General features: G+C 29.4%; 18 protein-coding genes. 7 read left to right on the forward strand and 11 right to left on the reverse strand.

Features of this window, described 5'->3' with window-relative positions:
- The 4 genes from AMO08_RS02185 to AMO08_RS02200 form a co-directional block, all read left to right on the forward strand.
- A partial coding sequence (locus tag AMO08_RS02185; RefSeq protein ID WP_256997639.1) for an SMP-30/gluconolactonase/LRE family protein occupies nt 1–784 on the forward strand: 784 nt, incomplete at its 5' end.
- On the forward strand, nt 759–3,449 hold the full coding sequence (gene ppc / locus AMO08_RS02190) for a phosphoenolpyruvate carboxylase (protein ID WP_075484733.1): 2,691 nt from the start codon (nt 759–761) through the stop codon (nt 3,447–3,449). The genes AMO08_RS02185 and ppc, both read left to right, overlap by 26 nt.
- Complete coding sequence (locus AMO08_RS02195; RefSeq protein WP_075484735.1) at nt 3,450–4,157, forward strand: cytochrome c biogenesis CcdA family protein; 708 nt, start codon at nt 3,450–3,452, stop codon at nt 4,155–4,157. It begins immediately after the preceding gene.
- A gap of 9 nt (nt 4,158–4,166) precedes the next feature.
- The gene (locus AMO08_RS02200; protein WP_075484737.1) at nt 4,167–4,754 is read left to right on the forward strand and encodes an FMN-dependent NADH-azoreductase; all 588 of its coding nucleotides are present in this window, start codon (nt 4,167–4,169) and stop codon (nt 4,752–4,754) included.
- Here AMO08_RS02200 and AMO08_RS02205 read toward each other — a convergent pair.
- The gene (locus tag AMO08_RS02205) at nt 4,744–5,847 is read right to left on the reverse strand and encodes a TauD/TfdA family dioxygenase (protein WP_075484739.1); all 1,104 of its coding nucleotides are present in this window, start codon (nt 5,845–5,847) and stop codon (nt 4,744–4,746) included. The genes AMO08_RS02200 and AMO08_RS02205 overlap by 11 nt on opposite strands.
- Before the next feature lie 67 nt (nt 5,848–5,914).
- Between AMO08_RS02205 and AMO08_RS02210 the strand changes: the two genes are divergently transcribed.
- The 3 genes from AMO08_RS02210 to AMO08_RS02220 are packed head-to-tail and all read left to right on the forward strand — an operon-like array spanning nt 5,915 to nt 7,654.
- The gene (locus AMO08_RS02210; RefSeq protein WP_256997640.1) at nt 5,915–6,721 is read left to right on the forward strand and encodes an inositol monophosphatase family protein; all 807 of its coding nucleotides are present in this window, start codon (nt 5,915–5,917) and stop codon (nt 6,719–6,721) included.
- Nucleotides 6,718–7,281 (forward strand): DUF924 family protein, encoded by a 564-nt coding sequence (locus AMO08_RS02215; RefSeq protein ID WP_075484742.1) that lies wholly within the window; start codon nt 6,718–6,720, stop codon nt 7,279–7,281. Before AMO08_RS02210 ends, AMO08_RS02215 begins: the two co-directional genes overlap by 4 nt.
- Before the next feature lies 1 nt (nt 7,282).
- On the forward strand, nt 7,283–7,654 hold the full coding sequence (locus tag AMO08_RS02220; protein ID WP_075484744.1) for a DUF952 domain-containing protein: 372 nt from the start codon (nt 7,283–7,285) through the stop codon (nt 7,652–7,654).
- Here AMO08_RS02220 and AMO08_RS02225 read toward each other — a convergent pair.
- The 10 genes from AMO08_RS02225 to AMO08_RS02270 form a co-directional block, all read right to left on the reverse strand.
- The gene (locus AMO08_RS02225) at nt 7,633–7,968 is read right to left on the reverse strand and encodes an SMR family transporter (protein ID WP_075484748.1); all 336 of its coding nucleotides are present in this window, start codon (nt 7,966–7,968) and stop codon (nt 7,633–7,635) included. The two genes, AMO08_RS02220 and AMO08_RS02225, sit on opposite strands and share 22 nt — an antisense overlap.
- Nucleotide 7,969: 1 nt before the next feature.
- Nucleotides 7,970–8,302 carry a DMT family transporter gene (locus AMO08_RS02230; protein ID WP_075484752.1) on the reverse strand — a complete coding sequence of 111 codons (333 nt, stop codon included), beginning with the start codon at nt 8,300–8,302 and terminating at the stop codon, nt 7,970–7,972.
- 38 nt (nt 8,303–8,340) lie between these two features.
- Complete coding sequence (locus AMO08_RS02235) at nt 8,341–8,931, reverse strand: 2-hydroxychromene-2-carboxylate isomerase (protein WP_075484754.1); 591 nt, start codon at nt 8,929–8,931, stop codon at nt 8,341–8,343.
- A complete protein-coding gene (locus tag AMO08_RS02240) occupies nt 8,932–9,252 on the reverse strand; it encodes a nuclear transport factor 2 family protein (RefSeq protein ID WP_075484755.1) in 321 nt (106 codons plus the stop codon).
- Nucleotides 9,253–9,267: 15 nt separating this feature from the next.
- The gene (locus AMO08_RS02245; RefSeq protein WP_075484757.1) at nt 9,268–9,591 is read right to left on the reverse strand and encodes a hypothetical protein; all 324 of its coding nucleotides are present in this window, start codon (nt 9,589–9,591) and stop codon (nt 9,268–9,270) included.
- The gene (locus AMO08_RS02250) at nt 9,591–9,941 is read right to left on the reverse strand and encodes a cupin domain-containing protein (RefSeq protein ID WP_075484761.1); all 351 of its coding nucleotides are present in this window, start codon (nt 9,939–9,941) and stop codon (nt 9,591–9,593) included. The genes AMO08_RS02245 and AMO08_RS02250 overlap by 1 nt, the downstream gene beginning before the upstream one ends.
- 73 nt (nt 9,942–10,014) lie before the next feature.
- Nucleotides 10,015–10,299: a hypothetical protein gene (locus tag AMO08_RS02255; protein WP_075484762.1), complete on the reverse strand. Its 285-nt coding sequence runs from the start codon at nt 10,297–10,299 to the stop codon at nt 10,015–10,017.
- 17 nt (nt 10,300–10,316) lie between these two features.
- Nucleotides 10,317–10,607 (reverse strand): DUF3764 family protein, encoded by a 291-nt coding sequence (locus AMO08_RS02260; RefSeq protein ID WP_075484765.1) that lies wholly within the window; start codon nt 10,605–10,607, stop codon nt 10,317–10,319.
- A 3-nt stretch (nt 10,608–10,610) separates the two neighbouring features.
- Nucleotides 10,611–10,997 (reverse strand): hypothetical protein, encoded by a 387-nt coding sequence (locus AMO08_RS02265; protein WP_075484767.1) that lies wholly within the window; start codon nt 10,995–10,997, stop codon nt 10,611–10,613.
- A gap of 11 nt (nt 10,998–11,008) precedes the next feature.
- The gene (locus AMO08_RS02270; protein ID WP_075484768.1) at nt 11,009–11,410 is read right to left on the reverse strand and encodes a cupin domain-containing protein; all 402 of its coding nucleotides are present in this window, start codon (nt 11,408–11,410) and stop codon (nt 11,009–11,011) included.
- Between the last annotated feature and the right edge of the window lie 163 nt (nt 11,411–11,573).

An 11,573-nucleotide genomic window follows, 5' to 3' on the forward strand; every position in this document is an offset into this window, starting at 1 on the left:
TTCTTTAAATATTAAAAGTAAAAAAAAGAAAATATTCCGAGTTAATAAAGAAATAGGCTTCATTGCTCATATTCAAGATCATATTTTTATTTTAGGTCTTCAGGGAGAATTAAGAATTCAAAATTTAAAATCAAAAAAAGTTTTAAAATCAATACCTATAGAGCCAAAAATAAAGTTAAATAGAATAAATGATGGTAAAACAGATCCTGCTGGAAATCTTTGGTTTGGTACCATGGATAATTTAGAAAGAAATGTTGAAAAAGGATCTTTGTATAAGTTAGATAAAAATCTTAGATTAACTAAAGTTGACAAAAATTATAGAATTACAAATGGTCCAGCATTTATTGATGAATATAACCTTTACCACACTGATAGTCGGAAAAAAACTATTTATAAAATCAAGATTAATAAAAAAAATAAAATAATTAGTAAAAATATATTTAAAAAGTTTTCTCCTAAGGAAGGAGTTCCAGATGGAATGACTTTAGATAAAAATAAAAATTTATGGGTTGCACATTTTCATGGGGCATGTGTCTCAGTATTTAACAATAAAGCAAAATTAATTCATAGAATTCATTTTTCAGCTAAAAACATTACTAACTGTGCATTTGGAGGTAAAAATAATCAAGAACTCTATGTTTCAACAGCAACAAAAGGAATGAACAAAGCAGATTTGCGAAAATTTAGATATTCTGGCTTCTTTTTTAGTGTAAAAACTAACTCGAAAGGAATTTTACAGAAAAAATTTATTTTAAGTAATGAAGAAAAGAGATCTTTACTATGAGCGAATACCCACAAAGCTTTTAAGAGAAGATTTTAGATTGTTAGGAACTTTTCTTGGTAAAGTAATAAAAGATCAAGAAGGAAAGATTTTTTTTAATATTGTTGAAAAATTTAGGTTATTATCAAAGAATACTCTAACAGATAAAAATAAAAGTAAAGTTTTTTCAAAAATATCAACAGAAGTAAAAAAGCTTTCACCTGAAAATATATTTAAATTAACAAGAGCATTTTCACATATTCTAAATTTATTAAACCTAGCAGAATCAATTGATGCTTCAAGAAAGCTTAATGAATACGAAAATCCATATTTTAAAAATAAAAATCAAAATTTATTTATTGAGGATTTAATTGAAGGTCTTTTTAAAAATAAAAAAATATCTGATAAAAAAATTTATAAACAAGCTACAAATCTAGATATTGGAATTGTTTTAACCGCACATCCTACAGAAGTAAAAAGAAGGACCTTAATTCAAAAATATGCAAATTTAATTTATATTCTGGAACAAAGGCATCTTTATAAAAAATATCCATCTAAGATTATTGAATTAGACAGACAGTTATACTCGGAAATTGCCATAATATGGAAAACTGATGAACTTAAAAGGACTAAACCTTCCCCACTAGACGAGGCAAGATGGGGTTTAGCAGTAATTGAGGATAGTTTATGGGATACAATACCCAAAGTTTATAAGAGACTTAATGATATATTTAGAAAAAATTTAAAGAAAGATTTACCTAGAGACTTTAATCCAATTCAATTTGGATCCTGGATGGGAGGAGATAGAGATGGAAATCCAAATGTGACTGCTGAGGTCACTAAGAAAGTTTTGCTATTTTCTCGATGGCAGGCTGCAAAATTATACGACAAAGAGCTTACAAAATTAATACAAGATTTATCAATGGAAGAATGTTCGCCAAAAATTAAAAAAGTAACTGGAAATAGTTTTGAGCCGTATAGAGTATTTCTAAGACCAATCAGAGATAAAGTAAGATTAACACATCAGCTAATCGAAAATCATTTAAATAATAATTCGATACTAGATGAAAAGAAATTGATACAAAATAAATATGAAATTACACTTCCATTGAGAGAAGTAAGAAATTCTTTAAAATTAAATAAGGGAGACCATATTGCAAATGCAGATTTACTAGACTTAATGAGACGAGTAAGATGTTTTGGTATCAATCTTGCTAGATTAGATATAAGACAAGAAGCAGATCGACATAGTAAACTTCTAAATGAACTTTTTAGAAAAAAATATAATATTAAATACAATTCTTTAAGTGAAAAAGAAAAAATAAAATTATTAAATAAATCAATTAAAGAAAAAAAATATTTTGTTGATAGAATAAAAATAACTGACAAAGAAAATAAGGAAGTTTGGAATACATTTAAACAGATATCAAAATCCCCCAACGAATGTTTGGGTGCTTATGTTATTTCAATGACATCTAAAGCATCTGATATTTTATCAGTTTATTTTTTACAAATACAAGCGCAAATAAAGAATTTTTTAAGAGTTGTACCACTTTTTGAAACCTTAGAAGACTTAAAAAATGCAAACAGTGTTATGAAAAATTTATTCAAACTTTCTTGGTACAGAAAAATGACAAGTGCTAAACAAGAAGTAATGATTGGATATTCAGATTCAAGTAAGGACGCAGGCAAATTATCAGCTAGCTGGCATCAATACAAACTTCAAGAAGAATTAAGAGGTCTAGCTAAAAAATATAAGTTTGATTTGGTTTTCTTCCATGGTAGAGGAGGATCTCCAGGAAGAGGAGGTGGTCCAATTCAGGCAACATTAAAATCTCAACCAGCTGGAACTGTAAATGGTAAAATCAGAATTACTGATCAGGGAGAAGTAATTCAACAAAAATATGGATACAAACCTATAGCTGAATACAATCTTTGTAGCTACATCGGAGCGGTTATGGATGCCTCTTTAAATCCACCCCCTAGATCAAAGCCTAATTGGCGAGAGTTAATTCAGAGTATGTCTGAAATTTCAACATCTGCTTATAGAAAATATTTAAATCAAAGCGAAGACTTTATCAGATATTTTAAAACAGTAACACCTCACAAGTCTCTTGGAAAGTTAGCTATAGGCTCCAGACCAACAAAAAGGAAGAATGTTGATAATATTCAGGGTTTAAGAGCAATACCATGGGTATTTGCATGGACACAAATTAGATTAATGTTACCAGCTTGGTTAGGAACAACAGAGGCTTTGAGATATGGATCAATAAAAAAATTTAAAAAAACTATGATAGATATGGAAAAGAACTGGCCATATTTTGTTTCTACTATGGATATTTTAGACATGGTAATTTCAAAAGTCGATCCAGAAATATCAGTTATTTATGAAAATAATTTGGCTGATGCTCCATTAAGGAGAATTGGTAAAAAATTAAGATATCAATTTGATGCACTGGTCAAATTGCATAATAAAATAACTCCAAGGGAGGTGGTAAAAGAAAGAAAAAAATTTAGAAAAGCACTGTTCATTAGGAGTAATTATACGGAGATGTTAAACATTTTACAGGCAAATATAATGAATAAATTAACAAATAAAAAATACAAAAAGTTAGATAAAAAATTTCTTGATGATGCTTTAATGACATCTATAGCAGGTATATCTGCTGCAATGAAAAATACCGGATAAATGTTTGAATATTTAATTGCTTTTGGAGCAGGATTAATAAGTTTTTTGTCTCCATGTGTTTTACCTTTAATACCTGGATATATTTCTTATATCTCTGGTCAATCCTTACAAGAAATATTAAATAAAAAAGAAATAAACTTTTTACCGTTAATTTTATTTTGTTTAGGGTTCTCAACAGTTTTTGTTCTTCTGGGAGCCTCTGCATCATTTTTAGGTCAAACACTTTTACAAAATTCAGAAATATTAAGAATTGTAGCTGGAATAGTTATAATAATTTTTTCTCTACAATTAATAGGAATAATCAATATTACCTACTTAAATTTTGAAAAAAGATTTGATGCTAAAGAGTCAAGAAATATTCTTTTTCCATATATAATTGGTGTTGCTTTTGGTTTTGGTTGGACACCATGTATTGGTCCAATTTTAGGTTCAATTTTAGCTTTAGCATCTATTGAAGAAACTTTATCTAGAGCAGTCATATTATTAATTTTATACTCATTAGGACTTGCAATTCCTTTTGTTTTATCAGGATATTTAATTCAAAGATTTTTATTATTTTCTAAGAACTTTAGGAAAAATATTAATTTAATATCAAAAATTGGTGGAATTATTCTTTTAGTAACAGGTATTTTGATCTTAACTAACCAATTACAAGCGATTGGATTTTATATAATTGAAATCTTTCCTTTTATGCAAAAATTCGGATAAAAGGTATTAATGAAGATTTATCAAATAGATTCAAGTGCTAGAAAAAAAGGATCAACCTCACGTGCACTGGCTAAAAAACTTTTAGAGAAAATTAAAAAATCTGGAGATGAGGTTATTTATCGTGATTTAGATGATGAAATGTTTTTTGTAAGCGGACTTACAGAGTCAGGTATGAAAATTGATGAAAAAGATCAGACAGAGCACCACAAAAAAATGTTCGAACTTTCTGACAAACTAGTAAAAGAGTTAAAAGAAAGTGATGTGATTATAATTTCAGCTCCTATTTACAATTATGGTCCCCCCGCAACACTTAAAGCGTGGTCAGATTTAGCAGCTAGAATTGGAGAAACTTTTAGATTTAAACCTAATGGGAGACGGGAAGGGTTATTAAAAAATAAACATGCCTATTTAGTAATAACCTCTGGAGGAACCAAATTGAACAGCTCTGAAGATTTCTTAACTCCTTGGTTAAAATTTATCCTGAATTTTTTTGGAATTGAAAAAGTAGATATTATAAGTGCAGATCAAATGGCATTAGATTATGAAAAATCAATAAGTGATGCAGAGGCACAAATAGAAAAATTATTTAAAGATTAAATTTTCTTTTTAAATGTCTAAGTTTCCCTTCGGTGCTATCAAAATCAATATAACAACCTTGTAAAAATCTTTCACCTTCTTTAGTTTCATAAGATGTTCTACCATGTAGTAATCGATGATTATCCATCATTATTAAGTCTTTAGGCTCAAGTTTAAATTCAATTCTATATTTCTCAGAATTATACATTTCAGATAGTTTCTTTCTTGCTCGATAATAAAGATCTAATTTTTCTTTATCTAAAATTGGAACGTAGTCTAGTCTAGGACTAAATCTAACTTGTTTAAAACTTTTATCATCGTTAAGCTCAATTAATGGCGAGATGGTTTCTAATATTACTTCTTTATCTACAAATCTAAATCTAACTTTTACTTCTGTTAAAATTTCATAAAATTCTGGAAACTTACTTCTTAATTCTTCCGTAACAGTATAACCGTCAACTAAAGATGACAGTCCGCCTGATACTTTACTTTCAATACAATGTAATAACTGAATACAAGGCACAGGATTTCTATAAGGATTATCAGTATGAGGAGCTAAGGCTAAAGACGTATAAGCAAGATCATTAGGGTCTGGTTTAGATTTTACATTAAAATATTCTCCAAAATTTGTTCTTCGTACACTTCCAATAGAATTTGCAAATTCTACAATATAGTTTTTTGATGTTGGAATATTTTTTATAATAACAAATCCATATTTATAAAAAGAAACGAGTAAATCATGCATTTCTTTACTTTCATAAAAATCTTTTTGATACTGAAAATTTTTAATATTTTTAAGTCCCGAGTCCCATTTAGTTTTTTCTATTGATTTAATAACAATATCCTCTTTAGAAAATTCTAAAGCAATTTTATCAATTTCTAGCTTTGAATTTACACCATCATTAAAATCAATTTCCAAATATTTTTCATTAATATTTGCTTTATTTATTGAAATATTACTATTTAAGGAAGTAGGATCGAAAAGTCTTTGTTGAGTTCCTTTATCTAAGTATTCTTCACCATTTACTCTTTCACGTAACCAGAATGGGTGAATTTCTTTTTTTTCGGATCCATTATTGTAAAAAACCTTATTTTGATTTAGTTCAATTTTCATAATTACTACCTGAGGATTATTTAAAATTTAACTTTAATCAACATAAATTAAATAGTAAGAGTTCTGTGTGATTAATTTTGATAAAAAAAAATACCCTATATATGCTGGTTTTTTAAATCAATTAGCAAAGGATTTAACTAAGTTCTATAATTCAAAATTGAACAGAACCTTTAAAGTATCTAACAAGCTTAAAGGTAAAGGTTATGATCCAGTAACTACTTCAGACAGGGCTTTTGAAAAATTTATACGTTCAAGGATTAAAAAAAAATTTCCTACACACCAAGTTATTGGTGAAGAGTATGGTTCAACAAATTCAAAAAGTGATTATACTTGGGTAATTGACCCTATAGATGGAACAAGATCCTACGTTATAGGAAACCCAACTTGGAGTAACTTAATTTCATTAAATTTTAAAGGAATACCAATTTTAGGATTAGCAAACTTTCCAGTTCTTAAAAAATATTATTTAAATTATTCTGACAAACTTGCTTATGTTGTTTCTCAAGGAAAAAAGAAAAAATTATCAGTAAATAAAAAAGCTACATTTAAAAATGTAAAGGTTTCTGCAGCATTTCATGGATGGTTGTCATTAAATAAACAAAAAAAAATTCCAAAAATTTTGAAATTAATGCAATTTCCATGCAGTGATGCTTTAAGTTATTCTCACTTAGCAGAAGGAAGAGTAGACATAGTAATACAGTGCTCAAATAAAATTTGGGATATTCACCCACTTATACCAATTATTAAGGCAGCAGGTGGTATCATTAGTACTTGGGATAATAGAGATGCCGCTAACGCTGGAAATATCTTAGTTTCTTCAAATAAAAAAATTCATAATAATTTTCTAAAATTATTGAAACCAGTCTCTAAATGATACCAGAAAGAGCACAAGTTATTTTAGATTTTTGGTTTAAAGAAACCCCTTTTGAAATGCGTTTCAAAAAAGATGACATCTTTGATAAAAAAATCAGAGAAAATTTTCAAAAAGATTATGAGCTTGCATGTAATAATGAGTATGACGATTGGCAAGATAACCCAATGAGCTGTCTAGCTCTTGTAATTTTGTTTGATCAGTTTTCCCGAAATTTATTTAGAGGCAATAAAAGAGCTTTTGATCAGGACCAAAAAACAAGATTAATTGTAAATGATGCAGTTTACTCTGGTTATTTAGAAACAATGAATGTTGATCAAAGATTTTTTATGCTATTACCTTTAATTCATAGTGAGGAAATTAGTGATCACGAAATGGCATATTATTTATTAAATAAATATTTAAGAGAGCATGAAGAATATAATAAAATTAAAAAGTTTTGGCAGGATCATACAAAAGCTATTAGATTATTTCATAGATATCCACATAGAAATGAAATTTTAGGACGAGAATCTACTGAAGAAGAAAAAGAATTCTTAAAAGGTCCAAACTCTTCCTGGTAAAATGAATTTAGAGTTTATTTTCAAAATTATTGATAAAGATGAATGGCAAAAAGCCAAACAAACCGGAACCTATGGAGGATCAAAAAAAGATGTTGAAGACGGTTACATACATTTCTCAGAGGAAGATCAAGTAGAGGAAACGCTTAGAAGACATTATCTAAAAAAAGAAAATTTACTTTTATTAAAAGTGAATGCATTTAAACTTGAGCACTTACTATGGGAACAAGCTTCAAATGGAGATATGTATCCACATTTATATTCGCCTTTAGATATTACAAATGTTGAGGAAGAGTTTGAGTTGCCATTAAATGATAATGGATATCATAGACTTCCAGAGATTTTAAAAAAATATCAGTTTAGCCGTCCAAGATAATTAACCATAATTACACCAACAATAATTAATATTATTCCTACAATTCCGTAAATATTTGGAACCTGATTAAGTTTTAATACTGCAAATAGAACAACCCCCGTTACAGTTAGCCCGCTATATGTTGCATAAGCAAAACCAACTGGAAGAGCATGCATTGCCTTTGCAATTGAAAACATTGTAATACACATAAATAGAATGCATAAAACAGAAGGAGTTAATTTTGTAAATCCTTCAGAAATTTTGGCTAAGCTATTTGATGCAATTCCAAAAGAAATACCTAAAGCTAAAAATAAATAACCCAACAAAGGTTTCATATTATTGATTTCCTAATAAATTTACCATTAATACCCCAACTATAATAAATGCTAGGCCTATCATAGAATATAAATTTGGAACTTGATTATATTTAATTACACCAACAATGACTGTCGCTATAATTGTAAGTCCCGCAAAAGAGGCGTAAGTAATTCCCATAGGAATATTTTTCATTACTAATGAAAGTGCATACATACACAACACAATTGTAATTGCTGTAATTATGCTTGGAACAAGAAGTGTAAAACCCTCAGCACTTTTTGCAAAACTATTAGAAGTTACACCTAAAAATACCGCAATACCTAAAAATAAGTATGAACTAGCAAGACTCATACAATGACTTTAAATGAATTTTGAGAGAATATATAGAATTATTTAAGAGACCATTTAATAGCATCTTCCATTCTATCATCTCCCCAGAAAATTTCATTATTCACTATAAAAGATGGACTACCAAAAATTTTATTTTCACGAGCTGAATTTGTGTTTTCGTTGTATTTTACCTCTATATTTTCTGATTTTGCTTCTGATATTATTTCATCTTTATTTAAATTTAATTCAGTACAAACCTCAGAAAGGCTAGGTTCAATTGCAGGTTCTTTGCCTTCTTGGAACCATTTTTTATAAGTCAGCATTACAAATTTTTCTCCCCAGCCTTTTTCAAAACCAAGGATTGCTATTTGATTTGCTAAATCGAATTCAGATAGAGGGTAGGGAACTGGTGTCTTAGCAAAAAAACCATATCCTTCTGCTCGTCTTTCAATATCTCTCCACATGTAATTGACTTTATTGATTTTATCTTTTGGAAATGGGATATTATTCATTTCCTTCATAATTGCTCTAACTGAAAAGGGTTTCCAATTAAATTTTACTTGATGCTGTTTTTCAACATCAAGTATTCTTGTTACAGAAAGATAGGTGTAAGTACTCCCTATCGAAAAATAAAAATCAATATCACTCACTTACTTTGGCATAGGTGTAGCACCAGTTTCTAGACTAACAATTTTTCCATTATCATATTTATAAACTGCCATTACAGCCTCTACATTTCCATCATCAAAAGTGACAAATGAATGATGAACACCAACTTCATCATTTTCATAAACAACTCTTACTTTATCTTGATTTATGTCACCACTCATCGCCCATTTGATAACATCACTTTTGCCTAAAACATTTCCTGACTTATGCATTGTAAATTTAAAATTATCATGCAAAAGATCATTCATCACTGCTTCATCTTTATTTTTTATTGCAGCACTATATTTTTCTAATATAGACATATTATTCCTTTCTATTTATTCACCTGGTTTTTTATAACTTTTTGAAACATCAGCTGCCTTTTTAAATGCACTGTTGTAATCAAATACTTCATGAACCATCAGATCTGACATCATTCCACTATTTAAAACAGTTACTTTCATAGCAAGAACACTTTCATAATCTCCTTCAACACAGAAAAGAACATCAAAACGTCCTCTTAACCACTCATAACTTACAGCTTTTACTCCTAAGCTATCACACATAGATTTCATTACTGCACCTCTATCTGCAGCAGGTTCAGCATGCATTTTTTTTAATAACTCAGGACTTGCCTTTCCAATTACATAAAATTTAGACATTACTCGCCCCACATTCCATGAAATTCATATACTACTGCTGGTTTATCTCCAACAACCCATCCATCATGACCTGGTTGTATTGAATATGCATCACCAGCTTTATAAGTTAGTTCAGTTCCATCATTATGTTTTGCACAAACAGCACCTGAGATAATTATACCAAGATGTGTTGCTTGGCAGCTATCGCCACCAACTGTTGGTTTTATATCTTTTGACCATTGCCAACCAGGTTGCAAAGTAAGTTTCATCAATCTTTGGTTTCCTACTTTGACAGCTTCAATTTTAGCATTATTAAAATTATCATTTACTTCATCTGCTTTATCAAAACTTTTTACTTCTATTCCAGCCATTTTTCCTCCTTGTTACTAATAATTTAGTTACTAAGTCTAGCAGAGATTAGTCAGTATGTGTAGCCTCAGCTTTCTATTTAACCTTAGTTAAATTATATATTGAGTAACTGTCTAACACTTCATCCATTATTGGTTTTGATACCTCTGTACCCTCTATAAACTTATGAAGTGCAGCTTCATCAGTGCAAAATATTTTAAACATTACAGTACTTTTGTCTGGAGTTACAGTTCCAATTGTTTTTTCAACGACTGCAACTTTTGCTCTTTCAGCAAGTCCTTCAGGTGATTGCATAAATCCCATGAATTTCTCAAAAGTACCTTCTTTTAACTTTGCTACTACTAGCATTTCTTTTTCCATTTTTTCCTCCTATTTTATTATCCTGAAAAATTTTCCATAAAGTCTCCATCCATGGGAGTGATTTTTGCAGAATCTAAATCAACTCCAGCTGCAGCTCTTGCAGCGTGAAGTTCTTTATCATTTTTAAATGCCTCAAACCCCTCCATAGTTGCATATTTTACAATTACTGTAAATTTTGAAGCATCTTCTTTTGATACACCAGCAAAAATAATGGTTGCACCAAATCCTTTAATTTTTTCAGCATTATCTTTAACCATATCCCTCCATGCTGAAAACGATTTTATATTTTCCTCTATTTTTATAATCATATTTTATCCTCCATAAATTGTTTTAGAAGTTTCCTCTACTTTCTCTTTACCATTTGGTATTAATTTGAAAATAAACGCATAGCAATTATCCATTAAAGTTTTTTGATAAGGTTTACCAAACATTTCATCAACAGTAGAATTTATACTTGAATTTATTTTATCCTCTAAAACACCCTCATTTGTAAGAAATTCTCTAGTAACCTTTGCTGCAGCCAAACTATTTTCTTTGTAAGCTAAATCTCCATTTGGAAGCTCACCTTGTTTAATAAATTGAGTAGATGTAAAAATTCCTGCACATTTTAAAGAATCGGATATTTCTTTATTACTTATTTTTGCATGTGAAGTTGCTGTTAGCAAAATCAATGAAAACGTAAAAATTATTTTTTTCATTTTTTCTCTTTCTATTTTACTGGTGTCATAATTTTTTGACCTTCAACTCCTATTGCAACAACCATAGCTTTAACTGGGACGTTTCCAATATTTTTTGATTCATGGACTACACCTACATCTTCAACAAATGCATCTCCAGCTTTATAGATATAGCTTTTACCGCCTTGGGTAAGTTCAATCTCTCCCTGTTGAATCATTATTAACACTGGAAAGGAGTGAGTATGAGCAACAACTGGACCTCCAACAGGGACAGTAAACTCAAAAGCTGTTATCATCGCTTTACCTGAGGGATATTTTATTTCGTTACCCATTCCAGTTTGACTTGTAGATATAATTCTCTTCACATGTCCATCAGCTAAAACTGAATTGGTTATAAAAAATATCCCAAATAAAGTGATTATTAATTTTTTCATATATTTCCTTTCTAATAAGTATATTCACCACTCATTTGATTCATAGAGTGAGCCATACCAGCTTTACCTCTTATATTTTGTCGACTTGAATTGCCACTTCCTGAAATATTTTCATATTTTCCTGTTCCACCAACAATAACAAAAGTACCTGTTCCACCTTGGC

The sequence above is a fragment of the Candidatus Pelagibacter communis genome, from assembly GCF_001180205.1.
Classification (GTDB): domain Bacteria; phylum Pseudomonadota; class Alphaproteobacteria; order Pelagibacterales; family Pelagibacteraceae; genus Pelagibacter; species Pelagibacter ubique_O.

Bases quoted from the DNA above. Each gene is read 5' to 3' on its own strand.
- ppc (WP_075484733.1), top strand. From the start codon at position 759: ATGAAGAAAAGAGATCTTTACTATGAGCGAATACCCACAAAGCTTTTA.
- AMO08_RS02195 (WP_075484735.1), top strand. From the start codon at position 3,450: ATGTTTGAATATTTAATTGCTTTTGGAGCAGGATTAATAAGTTTTTTG.
- AMO08_RS02200 (WP_075484737.1), top strand. From the start codon at position 4,167: ATGAAGATTTATCAAATAGATTCAAGTGCTAGAAAAAAAGGATCAACC.
- AMO08_RS02205 (WP_075484739.1), bottom strand. From the start codon at position 5,847: ATGAAAATTGAACTAAATCAAAATAAGGTTTTTTACAATAATGGATCC.
- AMO08_RS02215 (WP_075484742.1), top strand. From the start codon at position 6,718: ATGATACCAGAAAGAGCACAAGTTATTTTAGATTTTTGGTTTAAAGAA.
- AMO08_RS02220 (WP_075484744.1), top strand. From the start codon at position 7,283: ATGAATTTAGAGTTTATTTTCAAAATTATTGATAAAGATGAATGGCAA.
- AMO08_RS02225 (WP_075484748.1), bottom strand. From the start codon at position 7,968: ATGAAACCTTTGTTGGGTTATTTATTTTTAGCTTTAGGTATTTCTTTT.
- AMO08_RS02230 (WP_075484752.1), bottom strand. From the start codon at position 8,302: ATGAGTCTTGCTAGTTCATACTTATTTTTAGGTATTGCGGTATTTTTA.
- AMO08_RS02240 (WP_075484755.1), bottom strand. From the start codon at position 9,252: ATGTCTATATTAGAAAAATATAGTGCTGCAATAAAAAATAAAGATGAA.
- AMO08_RS02245 (WP_075484757.1), bottom strand. From the start codon at position 9,591: ATGTCTAAATTTTATGTAATTGGAAAGGCAAGTCCTGAGTTATTAAAA.
- AMO08_RS02250 (WP_075484761.1), bottom strand. From the start codon at position 9,941: ATGGCTGGAATAGAAGTAAAAAGTTTTGATAAAGCAGATGAAGTAAAT.
- AMO08_RS02255 (WP_075484762.1), bottom strand. From the start codon at position 10,299: ATGGAAAAAGAAATGCTAGTAGTAGCAAAGTTAAAAGAAGGTACTTTT.
- AMO08_RS02260 (WP_075484765.1), bottom strand. From the start codon at position 10,607: ATGATTATAAAAATAGAGGAAAATATAAAATCGTTTTCAGCATGGAGG.
- AMO08_RS02265 (WP_075484767.1), bottom strand. From the start codon at position 10,997: ATGAAAAAAATAATTTTTACGTTTTCATTGATTTTGCTAACAGCAACT.
- AMO08_RS02270 (WP_075484768.1), bottom strand. From the start codon at position 11,410: ATGAAAAAATTAATAATCACTTTATTTGGGATATTTTTTATAACCAAT.